Genomic DNA, 23,486 nt, shown 5'->3' on the forward strand with positions numbered 1-23,486 from the left:
TACACTCGGCGCCGATGAATGGAATGCAATCGCTGTGGGAGCGCGTGAGCGCGGTCAGCCCCGCGCCGGCTCCCTGGATCGTTCAGGTCACGGCGGTGGTGGCGGTGATACTCGTCCTCGAACCGCACGCGTGGCGACTGACGCGCAACGTGGTGACCATCGTGCACGAGGGCGCGCACCTGGTGGTCGCCCTGCTGTTCGGTCGAACCCTGAAAGGGGTGCGGCTGCACTCCGACACATCCGGTGTGGCCATCTCGTCCGGAAAACCGACCGGGCTCGGCGTGGTGCTCATGACGTTCGCCGGCTACGTCGGCCCTGCCGTACTCGGGCTCGGCGCGGCCTGGGTGCTGGGCACGCAGCACGCCGTCGCGGTGCTGTGGATCGGGGTGGCAGCCCTCGCGGCCATGCTGATTCTCGTCCGGAATCTGTACGGGTTGTTCTCCCTCACGGTTGTCGGGGCGCTGCTGTTCGGACTGGTCTGGTTCGGTACGCAGGACCAGCAGGTGGCCGCGGCCTATCTGATCACCCTGTTCATGCTCGTCGCGGCCCCGCGGCCGGTCCTCGAACTGCAGCGTCAACGCGCCCGCGGCGCGGCCCCCGAATCGGACGCCGATCAGCTGGCGCGGCTCACCCACATCCCCGGCATCGTCTGGGTGGGTTTGTTCCTACTCGTGACGCTGAGCTGTCTCGCGCTGGGCGGGTGGTGGATTCTCCGACCCGTCGGTGGCTGAGCCGGTGCCCAGGTGTCCGGCCAGGATCGGTCCGATGACGGCGATCGCCTGCGGGTCGGTCATCCGTGCGTGCGGATGGTCGACGGGGTGGGCGACGATGTCGTCGGCGATCCACGGCCGCCACGTCGCGCTCGCCGATACCGGCTGAGCTGCGTCCCCCGACGCCTCGAAGAACAGCAGAGCGCCGTCGAACCGTTCCGGCCGGAATTCGGCGGCGGCGTCGATGACGTCGATGTAGTCCGCGTACAGCCGGCTCAGATGCTCCGGTCCGAGCTGATCCGACGCGCCGTCGCCGAATTCCCGCAGGAGATCCGGGAGCGTCGGCGCCGGGATGTCCCGCTCCGCCGACGCGTAGCTGTCGATCATCGCGAGCAGGCCGATCTCCTCGCCGAGCAAACGCAACTCGACGGCCATCGCGTGCGCGATCACGCCCCCCACCGAGTACCCGAGCAGGTGGTACGGCCCCCGCGGCTGCACCTGCCGGATCTCCCGCACGTATCGATGGGCTCGCTGCGCGATCGTCGTGAACCGTTCGCCGGGCCCGGTCACGGCCGGGGACTGGACACCGTAGACGGGGCGGTCGGGCCCGAGGTGCGCACTCAATCCCGAGTAACACCAGGCCAATCCGATCGCCGGATGGATGCAGAACAGCGGATCCCTGGCGCCGTCCGGGTGCAGGGGCAGCAGTACCCCGAGCGCGGCGGTCGTCGCGGCGACACTCGACGAGATCCTCCCGGCGATCCCCTCCGCGGTCGCGTCGGTGAAGAACCATTCGAGCCGCACCTCGACGTCGGTCGCGGCGTGCAGCTGTGACGCCGCCCTGGTCGCGGACAGGGAGTTGCCGCCGAGCTCGAAGAAATTGTCGTCCAGCCCTACCAGACCGGCGCCGAGAACGTCCCCGAACACCGCGGTGACCAGTTTCTCGGTGCGTGTGGCCGGCGGGCGGAACCGCTGCGCCCGCGGCACACCGGGATCGGGGAGCGCGCGCCGGTCCAGCTTGCCGTGGGGAGTCGACGGCAACGCGTCCAGCACCACGATCTGATTGGGCACCATGTACCGGGGGAGGCGCTGCGCCAGTTCCGCCGACACGGTTCGGGTGTCCACGACCAGGCCCGGTCGGGGCACGACGTAGCCCACCAGCCGTGCGCCGTCGTTCGCGGATTCGTACACGGCAGCAGCGGAATACGCGACGGCGTCGTGGCGTCGCAGCGCCGCCTCGATCTCCTCGAGCTCGACGCGCTGACCCCGGATCTTCACCTGGAGATCGCGTCGGCCGAGGTAGTCGAGCGTGCCGTCCCGGCGCCGGCGCACCACGTCGCCCGTCCGGTACATACGACTGCCGGGCGGACCCCACGGAGCGGCCGGGAATCGGGCAGCCGTGACCCCCGGTTGCCCGAGATATCCGCGGGCGAGCTGGGCGCCGGCGAGGTAGAGCTCGCCGGGCACGCCGACGGGCACCGGATGCAACCGCGAATCCAGCACCAGCGCACCGATCCCGCTCTGGGGCACCCCGATCGGGACGGCTGCGTCGACGCCGCCGACGACGGCGCGCGTCACGGCGACCGCGGTCTCGGTGGGGCCGTATTCGTTGTACAGCACCGCGTCGGGGCATCGAGCATGGAAATTGTGGGCGGTGTCCGGTGGCAGGGTCTCGCCGCCGCACGACACCTGCCGCAGTGACGTGAGATCGGCATCGGGGATCGCCAGGATCTCGGCCAGCATCAGTGGGAGGAAATAGCCTGCGGTCACCCCGTGCCTGCCGATCAGTTCGGCGAGATGGCGCGGGTCGCGGTGGCCGTCCGGTCGAGCGATCACCAAGCGGGCACCTGCGATCAGCGGCCACCAGAACTCGCGCACCGAGGCGTCGAACGTGTATTGCAACTTGAGCATCACCGTGTCGTCGGCACCGAGGGGGTCGGTGTCCTGCCGCCACCTCAGGAAGCTCACGACGGCCGCATGAGTCACGACCACGCCCTTGGGTGTTCCGGTCGATCCCGACGTGTGGATCACGTACGCCGGGTTCTGCTCCCGCAGTGGCGCGATCCGGTCGTGATCCGAGATCGGCGAGGGGTCGACGTCGGCGAGATCCAGACGGTCGACGACGACCAGCCGTGTCTCCGGCGGCAGGACGTCGGAGATGTCGAACCGATCCCGCTCGGTGGTGAGGACGACGTGGGCGCCCGACGACCGGATGACCTCGGCATTGCGCCGTGCCGGGTGATCGGGATCGATCGGCACGTACGCCGCTCCGGTCTTCGCGACGGCATACATTCCGGCGAGAAGATCGACGGAGCGGCGGATCGCCAGTCCCACCATGGATTCCGGCCCGACACCGATGCCGATCAGGTGGCGCGCCAGCCGGTTGACCGTCTCGTCGACTTCGCGGTAGGTGAGTGCTTCGTCGCCGGAGATCACGGCAGTCGCGTCGGGTGTCGCCGCGACCTGCCGGTCGAGGAGATCGACGAGCGTGTCACCGGAGGAGGGCGCCGCGGTGGGCACGACGGGGTCCGGATCGACGAGGGCGAGGTCGCCGACGGCCAGATCCGGTTGTGCGACGGCCTCGCTCAACGTCCGGAGGAAGCGTTCGCCGATCTCCACGACGGTGTGATGGTCGAACAGATCGGTGGCGTAGGTGAACACGGCCGTCCGCCGGATGTGTTCGGCCGACGGATCCGGACCGGCGACGACGGTGAGTTGCAGGTCGAATCGGGCCGACCGGACGGCGGGAATCATCTCCGACACCTGCAGCCCGGGCAGTGCGAGCGGGATGTGGTCGAGGTTCTGGAACGCCAGGGCCACCTGGAACAGCGGGTTGCGTGCGCGTGACCGGGCGGGACGGAGCGCGTCGACCACGGTCTCGAACGGAACTGTGGAGTGGGCGAACGCGTCCAGGTCGTCCTCCCGCACCCTGGCAAGCAGTTCCGCGAAGCTTTCCGCCGGAATCACCTCGGTGCGCAGAACCAGGTTGTTGACGAACATCCCCACCAGTGCGTCGAGGGCCTGATCCCCGCGTCCCGCGACGGGAGTCCCGACCACGATGTCGGTGGATCCGCCGAGTCTGGTGAGCAGCACCGCGAACGCCGCGTGCACAACCATGAACGGGGTGACCGCCCGGGCCGAGGCGGTGTGCTCCACCGCCCGGTACAGGTCGTCGTCGAGCGCGAATTCGACTGTGCCGCCGCGGTGCGACGCCACTGCGGGGTGCGACCGGTCCGTGGGAAGGGGCAGCTGTTCGGGCGCGCCCGACAGCGTGTCCGTCCAGTACGACAGTTCCCGCGCGGCGACCGAGTGCGGATCGTCGCGGTCGCCCAGTACCTCGTGCTGCCACAGGGTGTAGTCCGCGTACTGGACCGGCAGCTCGGCCCACCGCGGAGCCGCACCCGAGATCCGGGCCTCGTAGGCGGTCATCAGATCGCGGACGAGCAACGGCACCGAGTAGCCGTCAGCACTGATGTGATGGACCATGACGGCGAGCACCCAGTCGTCCGGGGCCGGCGCGAACAGCCGGGCGCGGATCGGCGGCTCGGCGCCCAGCGCGAACCCCTGCGACGCGAACGTCGCCACTCGTGCTTCGACGTCGCCGTGGGACACCGGTATCGGTTCGAGTGGGGGAGCGGCCTGCGACACCGGGACCACCTGCTGGTAGGCGACGCCGTCGCTGTCGGGGTAGAGCGTGCGCAGCGGTTCGTGCCGGCCCACCACGTCCGCGACCGCGGCACCGAGGGCGACGACGTCCAGCGACCCGGTGAGCCGCAACACCATCGGAATGGTGTATTCGGGGGAGCCCGGGGCAAGCCGCGAGAGGAACCACAGTCGTTGCTGCGCCGGCGACAGCGGTACCCGTGGCGGGCGCGGGCGCACGGACAGTGCGGCGTGTGCCGCGCCCTCGGTCCGATCGGTGACGTCCGCCGCGAGCGCGGAGACGGTGGGGGCGTCGAACACTGCACGCACCGGGACCGTCGTCTGCAGTGCCGCACCGATCCGGGATGCGGCGCGCGTGGCGGACAGGGACGTGCCGCCCAGGGCGAAGAAGTTCGCGTCCCGTCCCACGAGGTCGAGTCCGAGGACCTCGGCGAACACCGTCGCCACCGCCCGTTCGGCGGGAGTGTGCGGGGCCTCGAAGCCGGTGTCCGCGGGGGCGGGGTCGGGCAGCGCCGCGCGATCCAGCTTCCCGTTCCCGGTGAGCGGCACCGTTGCCACCTCGACCACGGCCGCGGGCACCAGGGGGGTGGGCAGCCGCTCCGACACGAAGCGGATCAACTGGTCGGGATCGACTGTCCGGCCGCGTGCGGGGAGCACGTACGACACGAGTGCGTCGACGCCGTCCCGCAGTGCACGCACATCGGTGGCCGCGAACTGCACGCTCGGATGGGTGCGGAGAGTCGCGTCGATCTCGCCGAGTTCGATTCGGACTCCGCGCAGTTCAACCTGGGAGTCGTTGCGGTGCAGATACTCGATCGACCCGTCCCGGTGGCGCCGTCCCACATCACCCGTCCGGTACATCCGCTCTCCGGCGGTGCCGAACGGGCAGGCGACGAAGCGTGCGGCGGTCAGCCCGGGCCGGCGGTGGTAGCCGCGGGCGACGCCCGGCCCGCACACGTACAGTTCCCCGGCGACTCCCGCCGGAACCGGGTGCAAACGCGAATCCAGTAGGAGGACCGCGGCGCCGCGAACCGGACGGCCGATGGTGACCGGGCCGCCCGCCGCCAGGGGATCGCTGATGGTCGTCATCACCGTCGTCTCGGTCGGACCGTATCCGTTGAACAGCGAGAGGTGCGTCCGCGCCGCCCAGACCACCGCGAGTTCCGGCGGGCACGGCTCGCCTCCCACCACCACCGTCCGGACGTCGCGAAGCGCACCCGGATCGACCGTCGCCAGGACCGTCGGTGTGGTGAACAGGTGACTGATCCGCTCGCCGGCCAGCAGGTCGGTGAGCGGATCGTCGCCGTAGACGGTCGGTGGTGCGATCACCATGCAGGCACCCGCGCCGAGAGCGAGCAGCATCTCCAGGACCGCGCCGTCGAAGCCGGGCGACGAACCGTGCAGGGTGCGCGAGGACGCCGTCACCGAATAGCGCTCACGCTGCTCCGCCGTGAAGTCGGCGAGGCCCGTGTGAGTCACCACGACGCCCTTCGGGGTGCCCGTCGAACCGGACGTGTAGATCACGTACGCCGGGTGGCGGGCCTCGAGGGGCTGTACACGGTCGGCATCGATGATCGGCCCCGAAGAGTAACCGTGACATTCGGTTCGGAAGTCCGGGGTGTCCAGCAGCAGCCAGTCCGTGGCGTCGGGCAGGGACTCGCGGTCCGGCGCGGTGGTCAGGCCGTGCACCGCCCCGGAATCGTTCACCAGATACGCGATCCGCGCCGTGGGGTAGCGCGGGTCGACAGGGACGAAGGCGGCACCGGTCTTCGCCACGGCCCACACGGACACCACGGACAGCGCGGAGCGGGACAGGCCGAGTGCCACGACCGTCTCCGGACCCACCCCGCGCCGCATCAGCGCACGCGCCAGCCGATTCGACTCGGCGTCGAGTTTCCGGTACGTCATGGACCGGCCGTCGGCCGTCAACGCCGGGCCGTCCGGATTTCGCTCGACGGCCGCGGACATCAGGTCGGGCAGCGTGCGTTGCGGAAGCGACGGCGCACTCGTGTGCCGGGCCGCCTGCCTCTCCTCGTCGTCGAGGAGGTCGATGTCACCGACCACGACGGGTGGAGGTGCGAGTGCAGCGCCGAGCACACGCCGGAAGCGCGCGGCGAACCCCGAGACCGTGGTGTCGTCGAACAGGTCGGTGGCGTACGTGAAGACGCACGCGAGCGGTCCGGGTCCGTTCTCGTCGACTGATTCGGTGACGGTCAGTTGCAGGTCGAATTTCGCGGTGCCCGTGTCCACCTCGACGATCCGAGCGGAGACGTCAGGCAGGTCGACCGCGACCGGTGCCGTGTTGTGGTAGGCGAATGCCAGCTGGAACAGTGGGTTCCGGCTGCGCGACCGGGCGGGCGCGACCGCCTCGACGACCTCCTCGAACGGGACGTCGGCGTGGGTGTACGCGTCGAGATCGACACCCCGCACCCGGTCGAGCACGTCGCCGAACGGGTCGCCGGACGCGACGAGGGTCCGGAGTACCAGTGTGTTGACGAACATTCCGACGAGATCGTCGAGAGCGCGGGGACCGCGACCGGCGATCGGCGTGCCGACAATGATGTCCGGGGTGCCGCTCAATCTGGCCGCGAGGACGGCGAGAGCCGCGTGGAGCACCATGAACGGAGTGGCGTCGTGGGTGCGCGCGAGTGCGCGAATCCGCCGGTGGGTCTCGGTGTCGAGACCGAATTCGATGTGGGCGCCGCGATGCGTGGCGACGGCGGGTCGCGCACGGTCGAACGGAAGCGGGAGCGTTCCGGACATCCCGGACAGCGTCCGGGTCCAGTACGCCAGGCTCTGCTGCCCGTCCCGCCGTTCGCGTTGCCACAGGGAGTAGTCGGAGTACCGGACGGGGAGGGGCGTCCACGCCGGAGTCTCGCCGCGGGCCCGCGCGCGGTACGCCGCCATCACGTCGCGGGCCAGCGGTCCCAGTGAGAACCCGTCGGCGCTGATGTGATGGACGATGAGGGCCAGCACCCACTCGTGGTCGCGCACCGCGAGAAGTTCGGTGCGCATGGGGGGTTCGGTGGTGAGGTCGAATCCCGCGGACACGAGGTCGCGCACCCGGGCGGCGGCGTCGGTCGTCCTCCGGACGGTGCAGGGCGGCACGGCGGAGGCGGCCAGAACGTGCTGGCAGGGGATCCCGTCGTGGTCGGGATAGACCGTGCGGAGGGGTTCATGACGTTCGATCACGTCGCCCACCGCCGCGCACAGTGCCGATTCGTCGAGCGTGCCGGTGAGGCGCAGCACGACGGGGATGGTGTCGGTGGCCGAGCGGCCGTCGAGGCGGTTCAGAAACCACAATCGTTGCTGCGCGAGGGAGAGCGGCACATGGGCGGCAGGGGGACGGGGGACCAGGGGCGCGCGCTCGGTCTCATGCGTTCGTGTCGCCAGATGTCCGGACAGTCCCGCGACCGTCGGGTGGTCGAACAGTTCCCGCAGTTCGAGGGTGGTCCCCAGCGCGGCTCCGACGCGGGCGACCACCTGCGCGGCGGTCAGCGAATTTCCGCCGGCAGCGAAGAAGTTGGCGTTCCTTCCGATCTGCCCGCTGCCCGTCACCTCCGCGAACACGAACGCGACGACGTCCTCGACGGGGGTGGCGGGCGGATCGGACATCACCGTCGTGGACGGGTCCGGTAGGGCCGCGCGATCCAGCTTTCCGCTCGTCGTGACGGGCAGCGCGGGAAGCGCGACGAATGTCGACGGAATCATGTGGGCCGGGAGCAGGTCTGCCAGGCGTTCGGAGATCCGGGCCTCGTCCAGGTATTCGCTCTCCGCGGCAACGAGATACGCGATCAGCCGGTCTCCGGAGTCCGGGTGCCGCTGCACGATGACCGCGGCCTGGGTCACCGCCGGGTCGGACGTCAACGCTGCCTCGATCTCGCCGGGCTCGATGCGCTGCCCGCGCAACTTGATCTGGAAGTCGGTGCGGCCGAGGTACTCGAGCCGGCCGGTGTCGTTCCACCGCACCGCGTCTCCGGTGCGGTACATCCGCCCGCCTCTTCCGTCGTAGGGGTCGGCGAGAAACCGTTCGGCCGTGAGGTCGGGACGACCGGCATATCCGCGTGCCAACGTGCCGGCGAGATACAACTCGCCCCTCGTCCCGACCGGCACCGGCCGCAGCCGGCTGTCGAGCACATACGTACGTATGTTCTGGACGGGGCGCCCCAGGGCGACGGACGAGCCGAAATCGTTGCCGTCGAACGGCTCCGACGTCGCCGCCGCCGCCTCGCACGGGCCGTACCAGTTGAACAGCGCGGCGGTGCTGTGTTCGGTGAATCGCGATGCCGTCGCGGTCGACAGCGACTCCCCTGCGGAGAACACGCGGCGCAACGTGGCCGGTGTCCGGCGCCCGCACTGCTCCACGAACGCTTCCAGCATCGAGGGCACGAAGTGGAGAGTCGTGATCGATTCCCGCTCGACGATGCGCGCCAGATAACGGGGATCGCGGTGGCCACCGGGTTCGGCGATCACCACCCGTGCACCGGTCTGCAGGGGCCAGAACAGTTCCCACGCGGAGATGTCGAAGGTGAGCGGAGTCTTGTGCAGCACCGCATCGGAACCGTCGAGCGGCGTCTGCGTCTGCGCCCAGCGGAACTGGTTCACCATCATCGCGTGTGTCACCGTGACGCCCTTGGGTCTTCCGGTGGAACCGGAAGTGAAGATGACGTACGCGGCGTTCGCCGGGTGCAGCGGTGAGTGCCGCACGGAATCGGTGACCGGCGCAGGGTCGTACCCGGACACGTCGAGCAGATCGAGATCCAGGACGGTCACGCCGTCCGGGGCGGTGTGATTTCCGGAGGTGAGCAGCAATGCGGGTGCGGCGGAGTCGACGACGAGCGCCCTGTGTGCGAACGGATGCTCGGGGTCGACCGGAACATAGGCACCGCCGGCTTTCAGCACCGCGTACAGCGCGACGAGCAGGCGAGGGGATCGGGGTATCGAGACACCGACCACGGTTTCCGGTCCGACGCCCCGCGCCACGAGGTGCCGCGCCAGTCGATTCGCCTGCGCGTCGAACTCGGCGTACGTCAACGGATCCGCCCCGAACACCATCGCCACGGCAGCGGGTGAGCGAGCGACCTGCGCATCGAACAGATCGACCAGGGTGACCCGCGGAACCGGAACGTCCGTCGCGTTCCAGGTGCGCAGAACCCTGTGCTTCTCCGCCTCGCCGAGAAGGTCGAACCTGCCCACCGCCTGATGCGGATTCCTGGCGATGTGGTCGAGGGCGCGGCCCATCCGCGCGAGCAGGGCGTTCCCGTCGTACCGGGGTGACCGGCAATTCGCCGTCAGCCGGAGGGTCCCGGCCACCGTCGCCGCGAGTGTCACGGTGTAGTGCGAGGAATCGTGTGCGCGGACCGCGTCCAGCGCGACTCCGTCCACAGTCTCCGACTGCGCGGTCCGGTCCACCGGGTACGACTCGAACGCGACGAGAGTGTCGAAGAGCGGGGCGACACCGACTGCTCGCTGGATGTCCGCGAGCCCCAGATAGTGGTGCTCGAGGAGGCGGACGTGATCGGCCTGCAGGCGGGTGAGGAGGGTGGCAGCCTCGGCGTCGGGGTCGAGCGGGATGCGCACGGGGACGGTGTTGACGAACAACCCCACCGCGCCTTCCACGCCGGCGAGTTCCGGGGGCCGGCCGGAGACGGTCGCGCCGATCACGACGTCGTCGCGGCCGGTGGTCTGCCCGAGAACAATTCCCCAGGCCGCCTGGACGGCCGTGCTCAGCGTGATTCCGAGTTCCGTCGCGCGCGCCGTCAGCGCCGCGGTGTCGTCCTCGCTCAACTCCAGCACCGCCGCGGAGGTGACGACGGTGCGCTCCTCCGGTGCGGCGGGTTCGGTGACGCCGTCGAGTGCCGAGGCCCACGCGCGCGCCGACGTCTCGATGTCCTTCGCCGCCAGCCATTCCAGGAATTCGCGGTACGGACTCGAATCCGGGGGCTCGGTGCGGATTTCGCCGTCTCGGTAAGCGGTGAAGAGTTCGCGCAGCAGAACGGGCATCGACCAGCCGTCCAGCACGATGTGGTGGGCCGTGATCGCCAGTTCGGCACGGTGCGGGCCTCGTGACAGCAGGGCGAACCGAATCAGCGGTGGGGCAGCCATGTCGAAGCGGGTGGTGCGGTCCGCGCGGAGAACCCGCTCGGCGTCGCTGTCCGTGACGTCGATGTGCTGCCAGCGCAGCGGCACCTCGTCGAGCACGAGTTGCACGGGAACGCCGCGGCCGTCGCGCACGAAGGCGGTGCGCAGATTCGCGTGCCCCGCGAGGACGGCGGTACACGCGTTCCGGAGTCGCTCAGGGTCGATCAGCCCGGACAGGGTCAGGATCACCTGCATCGCATACGGATCCGCGTCCGAGCCGGCGAGCGCCGCATGGAACAGCAGGCCCGACTGCAACGGCGTCAGCGGCCACACGTCGAGCAGTCCGGGATGCTCCCGTTCCCACGCCTCGATGTCGGCGCGGTCGACGGAGACGAGCGGCAGATCGGACGGGACGAGCCCGCTGCCGTGCGGAGAACGCGCCACCGCGGCGAGGGCGGTGAGCGCCCGCACCCAGAGGTCGGCCAGCGCCTGCACGTCCTCGGACGCAATCGCGTCGGCCGGGAACGCGAAGGTGGTGTCGAGGACACCGTCGGTCGTGGACGCCGTGATGTCGATCAGCGCGGTGACCGGCATCGACGGCTCCGCCGACGAGAACACGGCGGTGCCGTCACGCACCGGGCGCCACTCTGTACCGGTGCCGGCGATATCGAGGCGGCCGAGGTAGTTGAACGCGATCTGACCCTCGGGTCGCTCACCCAGCTGCCGCGCCGCGGCGTCCCCGAAGTACCGCAGCAACCCGTAACCGAGGCCCTTGCCGGGAACGGCACGCAGTTGTTCCTTGACCGCCGTGACCGCGGCACTCGCGGAACGGCCGCCCGCGAACGCTGCGTCGAGGTCCACTCCCGACAGGTCCAGGCGGATCGGGAAGATGCTGGTGAACCACCCCACGGTCCGGGAGACGTCGGCCCCGGGCAGGATCGATTCCTCGCGGCCGTGGCCCTCGAGTCTGATCACCGGCACGGTGGGCGACTGCCCCCGGCTGCGCTGCCACTGCGCCAGCGCGAGGGCGAGTGCGGTGAGCAGTGCGTCGTTGACGTCGCAGTGGAAGGCAGCCGGGAGGTCGGTCAGCACCGAGTGCGTTGCCGGCACCGCCGTGTGGATGCGGGAGACAGTCGAATTGACGTCGCGCCGCGCGTCGAGCGGCCGCGCCCCGAGCGACGGTTCGTCGCCTCCGGTCACGTCGCGCCAGAACGTGAGCTCCGACCTGAGGGCTGGGCGCCGCGCTTGCTCGATCAGTCCGTGCGACCACCGGCGCAGCGACGTGCCGATCGGCGGAAGGGTGAGCGTCTGTGCCTCCGCGGCGGCGAGGTCGCCGATCAGGATCCGCCACGAGACCCCGTCGATCACCAGGTGGTGGGCGACGAGGAGAAGCCGCCCGCGCGTGTCCGGACCGGGATCGAGCCAGACGCACTGCATCATCACGCCGAGAGCCGGATTCAACCGCCGGGCAGCCGCCTCGTATTCGTCCCGGGTGCGTTGCACCGCATCGGCGGGGTCGGGGAGCGGCACCCGGCGGATCGTGCCGTCCGGCAACGGTGCGCCGACCGGATTCGCAATGAGAAGCGCCGTCCCGTCGGAGCGGCGAACCAGGCGGGTCCGCAGGGCGTCGTGCCGGTCGACGACGGCGCCGATGACCCTGCCCAGTCGCTCGGCGTCCATTCCGGGTGGTAATTCCACCACCACCGCCTGCGCGTAGCGGTCGATGTCGCGAACCCGGTCGAGAAGGAATCGGGCAGCCGGGGTGAGCGGCATGTCGCCGATCCCGCCGCCGGGAAGCTCCTCGAGAGTCGGCCTGCCGGGGTCGTGACCGGCGATCGCACCGAGCCGGGAGATCGTCCGCTGCTCGAACACATCGCGCGGACTGAACGCGATCCCCGCACTCCGTGCCCGGGACGCCAACTGGATCGCCATGATGCTGTCGCCGCCGAGTGCGAAGAACGAGTCGTCCACACCGAAATCGGAGGGCCCGAGGATCTCGGTGTAGATGCCGTGCAGCGTCCGCTCCCGTGCATCGCGGGGCGCGGTCCGGATCGTCGACCGGAGGCCGACCGCGGGAAGCGCACTGCGGTCGAACTTGCTGGACGGGGTCAGTGGAATGTCGTCCAGCGCGACGATGGCGGCCGGCACGAGATGCGGGGGCAGTTCGGCGGTGAGGTACGAGAGCAACGCCTGCTCGCTCACATCCTTTCCCACCACATACGACACGAGCTGATCACCGGTGGCCTGCGAGCGAATCACGGTGACGGCGAAACGAACAGCCGGGTGGCGGCGCAGGGTGGCGTCGATCTCTCCGGGTTCGACGCGCAGACCGCGGAGATTCACCTGTTCGTCGCTGCGGCCGAGATATTCGAGTTCGTGGTCGCGAGTCCAGCGGACGGTGTCGCCCGTGCGGTACATGCGGGTGCCGGGCGGTCCGTAGGGGTCGGCGACGAACCGCTCCGACGTCTGCCGCGCCCTGCGATGGTAGCCGCGGGCCAAGGCCGTACCCGCGACGTACAGTTCGCCGAGCACACCGACCGGGACCGGGCGGAGCCTGTGGTCGAGAACCACCGCTCGCGTCCCGCGGATCGGCCGGCCGACGGTGACCGGGCCCGCCGCGGGGAGGGGATCGCCGACGGTCGCCATCACGGTGGTCTCGGCCGGTCCGTACGCGTCGATGACCGAGCACCGGGAGGCCCACCGGGACAACAGCTCCGGGGGGCACGCCTCACCGGCGACGACGAGGACGCGGAGACCGTCGACCTCGCCGGGGTCGATCGACGCCAGGACGGACGGGGTGATCACCGCGTGCGTGATGCGCTCGGCTGTCATCAGCTGTGCGAGTAGTGTTCCTCCGTACACCGAGGCCGGGGCGACCACGAGCGTGGCACCGGAGCCGAAGGCCATCAGCAGCTCGAAGATCGAGGCGTCGAAGCTCGGCGACGCGACGTGCAGAACTCGTGCCGAACTGTCGAGGTCGAGTCGAGTGCGCTGTGCAGAAACGAGATCGGCGATCCCGCGGTGGGTGACCGCCACCCCCTTGGGTGCGCCGGTCGACCCCGACGTGTAGATGAGATAGGCGACGTCGTCGAGTCGTGTTGCCCGGGCGAGTAACTCGGGTTCGGCTCCGTCGGTGTCGTCGAGCAGAAGCCATTCGGTCGTGTCCGGCAAACTCGACGAGTACTGCGCAGTGGTCAACCCGACCGTTGCCCGGGAGTCGTCGAGCATGTGCCGCACCCGCGCAACCGGATAGGTCGGATCCACCGGCAGGAAGGCCGCCCCCGTCTTCGCGACGGCCCAGACCGCGCACACGTAGTCGAGCGACCGCGGAAAAGCGAGCGCCACGACGTCGCCGGACCCGACACCGAACTGCGCCAGCGCCGCAGCGATCCGGTCGGAGCCGGCGTCGAGGTCGCGGTACGTGATTCCGCGGCCGGAACAGACCACAGCGGTGGCGTCCGGATCCTGTGCGGCGGCAGCGCGAAACACGTCGGGGAGCGTGACGGGCGCGCTGCCAGGCGGTCCGTTGGCGGGAACCAGTGCAGCCGTCTCGTCGTCCGTGAGGACCGGGAGCTCACCGACCGGGAGGGACGCATCGGCGCCGAGGAAGTGCCGGAAGTACCGCAGGAACCTCGTGTGGTGACCCTCCACGTCGTCCGGCGAATACAGTCGCGGATTCGCCTTGAAATCGAGGTGCAGTTGTCCGCGGGGCCCGTACCGGTACAGATTGACGAGGAGATCCTCGATCGGACCCGAAGACAGCACCTGCAAGTGGCCCTTCAGCGCGCCGAGTTCGATCTCCTCCGAGAACAGCATGATGTTGACCGGGGGGCCGAACAGGCGCGGCCCGGACGGCGACAGTCCCAGATCGGCGCGAATGTCCTCGTGCCGGTACCGCTGATGCCGCAGAGCGCCGGACATCGCGAGCCGCGTGCGGGACACCAGATCACCCACAGTCCTCGCCCCGGCAGACGCGATGCGCAGCGGCACCACGTTCGACACCATGCCACCGGACCGGCGCAGCGCAGCCGTCGTGCGGGCCGACACCGGCAGGCTGAGCGTGACATCGTCCTCGCCGCTCATCCTCGCCAGATACCCGGCGACCGCAGCGACGGCCAGCGTCGCAGGATTGGCGCCGTGCACCGCCGCACACTTCTCGAGCTGATCGACGGTCTCCGTCGTCAACGTTCCGCTGACGCTCCGGGAGTCGGCGGTCGCCGGTGCGGAGCCGCGCGCCAAGGTGCTCGAGTGCGTGACGCCGCGCATCGTCTCGGACCAGTAGTCCCGGTCGGATTCCCGGCGAGTGGACTCGCGGTAACCGATCTCGAGTTCGTGGATACGGCGAAGACCGACGGCTTTGTTCGGGGGCGGCGGCAGTCCCCGCACCGTGGCGGAGTACAGCGCGGCGACCCGGTAGACCATCGTGATGGAACCGTAACCGTCCAGCGCGATGTGGTGGGCGCGTGAGTACCAGAAATAGTGGTTCGTCCCGACCTGGAGCACGTACGTGACCACCAGGCGCTCCCGCCGGACATCGATCGGCGCGGCCGTCTCGGTGCGCATCCACGCGTGCGCCGACGCTGCAGAATCCGGCGCGTCGCGGAAATCGACGTACCCGACTGTCACACCCAGTCCCGGTTCCACCCGTTGCACGGGTTCCCCGTCGGTCTCGGAGATTGTCAGGAAGGACGATTCGAATTCGTCCGCCGCCTGCGCACACGCCGCCGTCAGGACATCACGGTCCAGCTCGCCGCGGATGTCGACGTACTGGGCGACCGACACGGGAACCGCGGGGTCGACGTGCTGCGCGAGCCACATCCCCCTCTGTGCGGGGGACAGCGGAAAGGCGTGCGCAGACGAGTCTCCGGGACCAACCGAGGTCGGTGAACTCATCGCTGACTTCTCTCACGCAGCCGTCCCCGCACGACGCTGCTAGCCGGGATACCTCCACTCAGGAGTCTGCCCCAGATTTCTAGGAGATTGCTTAGAAACGTCTAGATAGTGCTACTACCGGTTGCAGTTGTGCGGTCACGCCACCTCGTGCTCCCCGCCGGCAGCGACTTTCCGCAGGCCACGATAGGCGCCTTCCGGAGTCTGCCGCCCCGCGACCACGGCCTCGACCTCCGCAGCGATGGGCATGTCCACGTTGTAGTCCCGGGCCAACTCCATCACCGTGGGGGCGGTCTTTACGCCCTCCGCCACCTGCCCCAGCTTGGCGACGGCCTCGTCGACCGTCATGCCGCGGGCAATGAACTCACCCACCCGGCGGTTGCGCGAACTGGGACTCATGCACGTGGCGATGAGGTCTCCGACCCCGGTGAGTCCCGCGAACGTCCGCGGATTCGCGCCCATCGCCTCCCCGAGCCGGGTCATCTCGGCCAGCCCGCGGGCCAGGACCATCGCGCGGGTGTTGTCGCCGACATCCAGGCCGTCGGCCATCCCCGACGCGATGGCCACGATGTTCTTCAGCACGCCACCGAGTTCGCAACCGAGCACATCGGTGTTGCGGTAGACGCGGAACACGGCGGACGCGAACAACGGCTGCAACGCGGTGGCCACCCGAACATCCTGGGTGGCGACGACGGATGCCGCGGCCAGTCCGTCGACGATCTCCCGCGCAATGTTGGGGCCCGCGAGAAGCCCGACCGGATGACCGGGCAGGCATTCGGCGATCACCTCGGTGGGACGCAACCGGGTTCCCGGTTCCAGTCCCTTCGCCAGCGACAGCACGGGCACCCACGCTCGGACCTCGTTGGTGATCTGAGCGAGTGTGCTGCGGACCGCATGCGACGGAACCCCCACCACGAGAACGTCGGCTTCCTGCGCGGCCTCCACCAGGTCGGCCGTGGACCGCATCGAGTCGGGGAGTGGGCGGTCGCCGAGGTAGCGGGAGTTGCGGTGCTCGGTGTTGATCTCGTCCGCGGTTTCCGCATTTCGCGACCACAGCAGAGTCGGTGTGTTGTGGGCGGCGAGACCAGCCACCGTCGTTCCCCACGAGCCGGCCCCGAGAACGACGACGCGTACCGGCCGGGCCATTACCGATCACCCATCGAATTGTTGCTGTCCATGGTCTCAAGCGTGGCACTTGCGGGGCGTTCACGAAGCTGATTCGGCAAGTCCCGGTGGTGGCTGACACCGGGACTTGTCGAGTTGTGTCGACCGACGAAGCCTAGGCCTTGACCGCTGCGGTGGCACTCTGCGCCCCGAGCCCCGCGAGTCCGGCAGGGTACGTCCGCTTGCCGAGGGACAGGGCCACGATCGCCAGCACGTACACCAGCGGTGCCGGCTGCAGGGCGCCGAGTAGGCCGAGGCGGTCGGCGAGGAGTGGCGTTCATGGCCATGAACTGCTCGGTCCACTCCGGATCCCACTGGGGCAAGTTGTCCCACAGTGGATTCCAACTTCCCACGCTCTTCATGCGGTCGAGTGTGTCGGCCCGTCCCGGGCGTTTCGCGAGTTCGGCGCGGGTGGAGTCGAGGAAGTTCGACGAGTTCGCGAACGCGATCAGGGAGGGTGGGTTCCTCCGGCGTGGTGAGGGTGTCGAGGAACTGTTGCGAATAGAAGCGCGGGCTTGGCCCGTTCCGTCGCATGTTTCACTCGGCGCCCGCAGTGGGATCCTGTCAGTCACCGAGAGGGGCGAGTTCGAGGCGGCGCACACGATCCGGCTCCGCGATGACGTCGATTTCGGTGATCCAGCCGTCGACGATCGTGAAGGTGAGCACCACATACGGCCGTCCGTGCGGAGCCATCACGAGCCCGACCGCGCCGTTCACGAACGCGGTCTCGGTGGAGCGCGCCCGCTCGGCGGAGGCGAGAGCGCCCTTGGCCACCACCCGCGCGCCGCGGATCACCAGGGGCGCTCGTGTGGGTCCGGCCGCCGCGTCGGCCCGGAGCACGACATCCGGATCGAGCAGTGCGACGAGCGCGTCGAAATCGCCTGCGCGGGTGGCGGTCAGGTAGGCCTCGACGACGCGTCGCCGGCGATCCGGATCCGCGGACTCCGGTGCCGGGGCGGCGCCCTTCACCCGTCGGCGGGCACGGCTGGCGAGTTGCCGGACCGCGGGGGAGGAGCGGCCCACGATGGGCGCGATGTCGTCGAACGGCACGTCGAACATGTCGTGCAGCACGAAAGCGAGGCGCTCGGCCGGCGTCAGCGTGTCGAGGACCACCAGCAGCGCCAGACCGACGGAGTCGGCCAGCATCGCTTCGTGCTCGGGATCGCCGCCGGCGTCGCGCCCCGAGACCGGGTCGTGGACCACGGCGTCGAGGGGTTCCTCGCGACGCTGTTCGCGGGATCGCAGCACGTTCAGGCACACTCGAGACACCACGGTGGTCAGCCACGCCTCGAGGTTCTCGACCTCGTCGATGCCGGCGCGGCTCATCCGCAGCCAGGTTTCCTGCACGGCGTCGTCGGCCTCACTCGCCGAGCCGAGCATCCGGTACGCGACCGCCCGCAGGCGCGGCCGATGTTCCTCGAAACGAACGGTCGGCACGTCGCGGTCGTCCACGGTGTCACATTCCTCCCTCGCGGCGGGTCTTGGCAGTAGAACCACCGACATCAGCTGTCGAACGAATAGGAGAGATCATGACATCACCCATTCTGGTCACCGGCGGAACCGGCACGCTCGGACGCCAGGTGGTACCACTGCTCCGGGCGGCGGGTCGCGACGTGCGTGTGCTCAGCCGGCACCTCCGCGAGTCCGGCGACGGCGTCGAGTACGTGGCCGGTGACCTGTTCGAGGGCACGGGAATCGAGGCCGCGGTGGACGGCGTCGAGACCGTGCTGCACCTCGCGGGCGGCCCCAAGGGTGACGAGGTCGCGACCCGGAATCTGGCGGCAGCCGCGTCGGCGGCCACGGTGCGGCACCTGGTGTACATCTCGGTGATCGGGGCCGATCGGGTTCCACTCGGCTGGTTCGCCTCCAAGGCGGGCGCCGAACGGGCCGTGGCGGAATCAGGACTGCCGTGGACGACGTTGCGCGCAGCCCAATTTCACGAACTGGTGCTGAGCATGATGTCGAAGGTGGCCAGGCTGCCGGTGATCCCGGTCCCGGGCGGCCTGCGCTTCCAGCCGGTCGACTCGGGCGAGGTCGTGGCGCGGCTGGTGGAGTTGACGCTCGCACCGCCGGCGGGCCTGGTGCCCGACCTGCCCGGACCGACGATCTACGGAATGGCCGACCTGGCTCGCGGATACCTGCGGGCGAACGGCAGGCATCGACTCATGATGCCGGTGCGGATGCCGGGGAAGGCCGGCCGCGCGTACCGGGCCGGCGAAAATCTGTCGATCGGCGGCACCACCGGCAAGCGGACCTGGGAAGACTTCCTCGCCGTCGGTCAGGGCGCCTGACCGCCGACGTCCGCGAGTTTTCCGCGAAGGTCGGCGAGGGTCTTGGTCAGTAGCCGGGACACCTGCATCTGCGAGACTCCCACCCGCGCGGCAATCTGCGACTGGGTCATGTTCCCGAAGAAGCGCAGGACGAGGACGGTCCGCTCGAGGTCGGGAAGCGACGTCAGGAGGGGCTCGAGGATCACGTGGTCCTCGACGTGGGCGAGGGACGGGTCGAGATCGCCGATCGTCTCCGACAACGGACGCTCGTTCTCGCCGAGCGGGAAGTCGACCGACAGGGTGCTGTAGGCGTCGGCGACCCGGAGTCCCTGCGCCACTTCGTCTTTGTCGATTCCCAGGGCCTCGGCCAATTCGCTCGCGGTCGGGGCGCGTCCGAGTGTGGTGGTGAGTTCGGTTGTCGCTTTGGCGAGGGAGAGGTGCAGTTCCTGCATGCTGCGCGGCACACGCATGGCCCAGCCGGTGTCCCGGAAGTGTCGGCGCACTTCGCCGGTGATCGTCGGCACGGCGTACGACACGAAGTTCTCTCCGCACCGGGCGTCGAAGCGGTCGACGGCCTTGACCAGGCCGAGCCGGGCCACCTGGATCAGGTCGTCGAGCGGTTCTCCCCGGCCGTGGAACCGCCGGGCGATGTGCTCGGCCAGCGGCAGGCATCGTTCGATCAGCCGGTGCCGCAGTACGCCACGGCGTGGGTCGGAGGCGGCGAGCCGGCCGATCGCCGCGCACTGCGCGGGCACGTCCCGGTACTGGTCCCGGTCGCGGGACACGGTGTGATGTGTCGGCTTCGTCCGCGCCGGGATGCGGCGGATCTCGCACGACGGTTCGACGAGCTGGGTGGTCGCGTTCATGGCTCTGCCCTTCTCTGACCGGCCGGCATCGGCGGCGGCGTGGCTATTCGACGAGTGCGGGGTACGAGTCGGCGGCGTCGTCGGCGAACATCGCCTCGATCCGGGCCTTGATTTCCTCGGTGCTCATCGTTGCCCCGCTTCGCGTGGTGGTGGAGGCGTGGGATGTGGAGTGGGCGGGCATCGGCGCGGTGTCCTGTCGTGAAGGGAAGTGGTCGGGAAGTGTGAACGCGGGACCGGTCACGTCGGCAGGGACGAGAACAGGGAGAGCGCGCTGAGGGCCAGCGTGGCGATCAGGCCACCGGCGATCGCTCCGCCGCTGCCGGCGCCGAGGACGAGGACGTCTCCGTCGTGGGGGGTGTTCTCCGCGTGGGGCGTGTTCATCGACTCTCCTGGGTGCGGTTCGTGAAGCGAACTTATCTGCGTTGAAGAATATAGATTTTGTTGTACAGCGCTATGCGGAGAAGTTCAACCCATATCGGCAAGATTGCTGCTCGGCGGGCACATGTCCGCTCGGCGTGCCGTCTGCGCTCGGAGAGGATCGGCGCTCGACTCGCAGCGAACCTGCGCCCCCTGCCGCATATTGTGTGAATCGCGGCTTGATAGGATTGGTCCGCCCCTGAGAAGAAGGGAGACCCGGTGACGTCATCTCATGTGCCGCTTCGTTCGCAGCGGGGTGTGTACGGAATCTCGGTAACGTCGGAGCTGACGGGTATCGGGCCGCAGACCCTGCGCCTGTACGAGCGGCGTGGGCTGATCGCTCCGACCCGCACGGGGGGCGGAACCCGCCGCTACAGCGAAGACGATGTCGCGCGACTTCAGAAAATCACCGAACTCGTTGCAGCCGGTGTCAATCTGATCGGAATCGGGCAGATCCTCCGCCTCGAAGCCGAGAACGCCGCTCTGGCAGCGCGAAACGCGGAACTGGAGCAGCTCGTGCAGTCCGAGGTGCCCGGCCGCGCCTGAGGGGTGTCGGCCTGCTAGCTCGCGGACCCGTCGTCGGTGGGGGTGAACTCGTCGAACGCGGCGTCGGCCGTCTGCCATTTACCCTCGGCCCGGATGTCCGCGAACGCGAGATCGAATGCGTCGACCAGCCACGCGTGCTCCGCGGCGGCGAGCAGTTCGTCGGAGGTTCCGTCCGAGACGCCCTGGTAGAGGCTGACCCGCCATTCGGACGTGTCCCCGACGCTGTCGGTGAGTCCCTCGGTGGCGTTTGACGCGAGAAGGTAACGGTTGTACTCGAAATCGACCCGGATCGCATAGCCGGCGCCCGTATTGACCACGTTTGCCGGTCGCTGGGTGGCCGCCGCGAGTGCGGTCAGAGCGTCCCGGTAACGGTCGGCGTGTTCCTGAGTGCGCGGCACGGTTCTCTCGTCTCTGGCGCAGAGGCCGTGGCGCTCCCGGCCACGACACCTCCACGAACCCTGCCGGGGCGGCCTCGGTTCGTGTTCGGTTCGGGTCCGAGATTACGTCACCCGCTGCACGTCCTCGCTTCAGCCCGTGGGGCCTGAGCAGGAGAAAATGCAAAATCTATATCGCTAATGGCAGATTCATTTCATTCGTTTGTTAACATCAGGTGTTCCTTAAGCAGAAGGGAGCCTGTTGTGACCATCGATGTCCTTCCCCGCTCGCGTCGCGGGGTCTATGGAATTGCGGTGACGTCGGAGTTGACGGGCATCGGCCCGCAGACTCTGCGGCTGTACGAACGTCGCGGGCTGCTGACGCCGGCCCGGACCAGTGGCGGCACCCGCAGGTACAGCGATGACGATCTGACCAGGCTGGCACGCATCGCCCAGCTCATGGAGGAGGGCGTGAACGTCGCGGGTATTCAGCGGATATTGGCGCTCGAATCCGAGAATGCGGAACTGTCGTCGCGGCTGGACGGACCGGATCGCAGCGCGGGCGGGGAGTGAACTCCACCCGAAACTTCTCGAGTGCTGGGATCGGGCAGATGAGCCATCTGTGCTGGTTGGAGCGGTTCTCTTTTCGTGAATCCGCTGTCGGCCGCTTCTCTATTGCGCTGACGGGTTGAACTTCACTGCTCAGCCGATAGAATAAAATCTGTATCCACGAGAGCAGATAAGTTGACGACTCGAACGGGCCGCACGCCGATGGTGATGTTGCGGCAGTCCGCATTCGACTCCAGACGGGATATCGCACCATGACCCTTGCTGCACCTACGCCCTTCCGCACGCGCAGTGCCCGGCACGCGAAGAACCAGCAGGAGGAGCCGGACCGCCGGTTCTCGCTCGGAACCGGCCTCGTCGCGGCACTCCTCGCCGCGGTGCCGGCGATGACCGTGTCCGGTTCGGTGATCCTCGCGGCCGCGACTGCCGTATCCGTCCTGGCCGGCGTTGTCCTGGCCGCATTTCTCATTTCGAGCCTGATCTGACCCGACCGACGCACCCTCACGAACGCGAAGGAGACATTGTGACCATTTCCACCGTTCCCACCCTGATCACCCAGTTGCGCGCCGTCCTGGACCTCACCAACACCGAAATCCAGGTTGCCGAAACCCGCGTCGCGCAGGCGCGCACCGAAGCCGTGCGCCGAGAACTCACCGAGAACGCCGAAAACGGCCGCCTCCGCGCGCAGGCGATCGACCGTGCCATCCGCGACCTCGGGGGAGTTCCCGAGATCGTCGGCCCGCTGCTCGGCCGGGTAGCGGCGGCGCTGAAGGCGATGGCGGAACAGGCGCAACCGTTCGACGAGGCTCTGCTCGGCGATCTCGCGCTCGAGCACCAGTTGCTCGATCGCGCCCGATACGTGAAGGCCCTCGCGACCACCGAAGGCAAGACCGATGTCGTCCGGCTGGCCGATCGGTTGATCACCGCACATGCCGCGACCGTCGACTGGTTGACCACGGTGCTCGCCGAGGACGCGCTCGGTGGACCGGCCGCCCTGCGACGCACCCCGTTCCAGGCTGCGACCGGTGCCACGATCCGGCTGATCAACGTCCCGGTCTCGTGGTCTGCGCGCGGCATCGACCGCGCCCTGGACTCTGCTCGCGCCACCCCGCCCATGCTGAGCGCGCTGCTCGGGCGAGGCGCCCACGCGGGCGACGTCGCGGCGAAGACACTCGCCGCCTCTCGTGACGCCGCCCTCGAAACGGCCGAGGAGGTCACTCGCAACGAGGGAGCGAGCGGGATCGCCGACGCGATCCACTCGGCACGCTCCGCCGGTGGCGTCCTGGAGGCGGACGAACTCCCGATCGCCGACTACGACGATCTCAACGTGTCGCAGACCGTCGCCGCGATCAAGGAGTTGACCGATCCCTCCGACGTGCGCACCGTCGTCGCCTACGAGGAAGCTCACAAGAATCGCCAGGGCGTGGTCTCCGCGGCCCAGACTCGGTTGGCCGGCATCGCTCAAGAGATAGTCGGAGTCGGTAGCTGACGCACCCCCAACGACGCACTGCCGGTCCCCCGCGAGGGGGACCGGCAGTGCGTCGTGGCTCGGGCGTTCGCGTCCTGTGGTGGGGAACGGGTCAGCAGGCCCCGGTCTTGGCGGCGTCGTAGGCCTGGGTCATCTGGTCCTTGCGCTCCTGCGGAGCGTCCTTCCACTCGGCCGTCTCGGCAGACTGGGTGAACAGGTCGTCGAGGGCCTTCGTGCGGTCGAACGTCTCACCGGTCTGCTGCGCGCGCGCCTCCGCGCCGTTCGCGTACTGGAGCAGCCCCTTGCACAGGTCCGCGACCGCGGGCAGGTCGGCGGACGCCGCCTCGGCGGCCTCGCTCGTTGCGCTCGCCGTGGACTCGGCTTCGGTGGTGGTCGATTCGGAACTGCACGCCCCCAGCAGCAGGGCGGCAGGGATCAACAGCGCAACGATGGTTCGTGTCATGCGAAAT

At 69.1% G+C, this 23,486-nt stretch carries 14 protein-coding genes and 1 pseudogene; 6 read left to right on the forward strand and 9 right to left on the reverse strand.

What is annotated here, in order from left to right; translation table 11 throughout:
- Nucleotides 1-14 precede the first annotated feature (14 nt).
- Entirely contained in the window at nt 15-731 is a 717-nt protein-coding gene (locus H0B43_RS23655) for a M50 family metallopeptidase (protein WP_185725723.1), read from the forward strand.
- Here H0B43_RS23655 and H0B43_RS23660 read toward each other — a convergent pair.
- From H0B43_RS23660 to H0B43_RS23675, 4 genes and pseudogenes are all read right to left on the reverse strand, one after another.
- A complete protein-coding gene (locus H0B43_RS23660; protein WP_185725722.1) occupies nt 666-15,347 on the reverse strand; it encodes a non-ribosomal peptide synthetase in 14,682 nt (4,893 codons plus the stop codon). The two genes, H0B43_RS23655 and H0B43_RS23660, sit on opposite strands and share 66 nt — an antisense overlap.
- 135 nt (nt 15,348-15,482) lie before the next feature.
- The gene (locus tag H0B43_RS23665) at nt 15,483-16,490 is read right to left on the reverse strand and encodes an NAD(P)H-dependent glycerol-3-phosphate dehydrogenase (RefSeq protein ID WP_185725721.1); all 1,008 of its coding nucleotides are present in this window, start codon (nt 16,488-16,490) and stop codon (nt 15,483-15,485) included.
- 133 nt (nt 16,491-16,623) lie between these two features.
- A pseudogene (locus tag H0B43_RS23670) lies at nt 16,624-16,779 on the reverse strand (multidrug DMT transporter permease); the annotation flags it as partial.
- 293 nt (nt 16,780-17,072) lie between these two features.
- Entirely contained in the window at nt 17,073-17,960 is an 888-nt protein-coding gene (locus tag H0B43_RS23675; RefSeq protein WP_185725720.1) for a sigma-70 family RNA polymerase sigma factor, read from the reverse strand.
- Nucleotides 17,961-18,037: 77 nt separating this feature from the next.
- On the opposite strand from H0B43_RS23675, the gene H0B43_RS23680 reads away from it, so the two are divergent.
- Nucleotides 18,038-18,799, forward strand: a complete 762-nt coding sequence (locus H0B43_RS23680; protein WP_185725719.1) for an SDR family oxidoreductase — start codon at nt 18,038-18,040, stop codon at nt 18,797-18,799.
- On the opposite strand, the gene H0B43_RS23685 is transcribed toward H0B43_RS23680, so the two are convergent.
- Genes H0B43_RS23685 through H0B43_RS23695 form a run of 3 tightly spaced genes read right to left on the reverse strand, consistent with a single transcriptional unit; the run spans nt 18,787 to nt 20,025 of the window.
- On the reverse strand, nt 18,787-19,644 hold the full coding sequence (locus tag H0B43_RS23685) for a SigB/SigF/SigG family RNA polymerase sigma factor (protein ID WP_185725718.1): 858 nt from the start codon (nt 19,642-19,644) through the stop codon (nt 18,787-18,789). The two genes, H0B43_RS23680 and H0B43_RS23685, sit on opposite strands and share 13 nt — an antisense overlap.
- Before the next feature lie 43 nt (nt 19,645-19,687).
- Nucleotides 19,688-19,825 (reverse strand): hypothetical protein, encoded by a 138-nt coding sequence (locus H0B43_RS23690; RefSeq protein ID WP_185725717.1) that lies wholly within the window; start codon nt 19,823-19,825, stop codon nt 19,688-19,690.
- 56 nt (nt 19,826-19,881) lie between these two features.
- Nucleotides 19,882-20,025: a hypothetical protein gene (locus H0B43_RS23695; RefSeq protein WP_185725716.1), complete on the reverse strand. Its 144-nt coding sequence runs from the start codon at nt 20,023-20,025 to the stop codon at nt 19,882-19,884.
- Between the two features lie 255 nt (nt 20,026-20,280).
- Here H0B43_RS23695 and H0B43_RS23700 point away from each other — a divergent pair, with 255 nt between their 5' ends.
- The gene (locus H0B43_RS23700) at nt 20,281-20,607 is read left to right on the forward strand and encodes a MerR family transcriptional regulator (RefSeq protein ID WP_185725715.1); all 327 of its coding nucleotides are present in this window, start codon (nt 20,281-20,283) and stop codon (nt 20,605-20,607) included.
- 14 nt (nt 20,608-20,621) lie between these two features.
- Here H0B43_RS23700 and H0B43_RS23705 read toward each other — a convergent pair whose 3' ends face one another.
- Complete coding sequence (locus tag H0B43_RS23705; RefSeq protein ID WP_185725714.1) at nt 20,622-21,005, reverse strand: hypothetical protein; 384 nt, start codon at nt 21,003-21,005, stop codon at nt 20,622-20,624.
- A 240-nt stretch (nt 21,006-21,245) separates the two neighbouring features.
- Between H0B43_RS23705 and H0B43_RS23710 the strand changes: the two genes are divergently transcribed.
- The 3 genes from H0B43_RS23710 to H0B43_RS23720 all read left to right on the forward strand — a co-directional run bounded on the left by H0B43_RS23710 (nt 21,246) and on the right by H0B43_RS23720 (nt 23,037).
- Nucleotides 21,246-21,554, forward strand: a complete 309-nt coding sequence (locus tag H0B43_RS23710) for a MerR family transcriptional regulator (RefSeq protein WP_185725713.1) — start codon at nt 21,246-21,248, stop codon at nt 21,552-21,554.
- Nucleotides 21,555-21,802: 248 nt separating this feature from the next.
- On the forward strand, nt 21,803-22,033 hold the full coding sequence (locus tag H0B43_RS23715) for a hypothetical protein (RefSeq protein ID WP_185725712.1): 231 nt from the start codon (nt 21,803-21,805) through the stop codon (nt 22,031-22,033).
- 38 nt (nt 22,034-22,071) lie between these two features.
- The gene (locus H0B43_RS23720) at nt 22,072-23,037 is read left to right on the forward strand and encodes a ferritin-like domain-containing protein (protein ID WP_185725711.1); all 966 of its coding nucleotides are present in this window, start codon (nt 22,072-22,074) and stop codon (nt 23,035-23,037) included.
- Nucleotides 23,038-23,128: 91 nt separating this feature from the next.
- On the opposite strand, the gene H0B43_RS23725 is transcribed toward H0B43_RS23720, so the two are convergent.
- Nucleotides 23,129-23,479, reverse strand: a complete 351-nt coding sequence (locus H0B43_RS23725) for a hypothetical protein (RefSeq protein ID WP_185725710.1) — start codon at nt 23,477-23,479, stop codon at nt 23,129-23,131.
- Between the last annotated feature and the right edge of the window lie 7 nt (nt 23,480-23,486).

It is taken from the genome of Rhodococcus sp. 4CII (assembly GCF_014256275.1).
In the GTDB taxonomy this organism is placed as follows: domain Bacteria; phylum Actinomycetota; class Actinomycetes; order Mycobacteriales; family Mycobacteriaceae; genus Rhodococcus_F; species Rhodococcus_F wratislaviensis_A.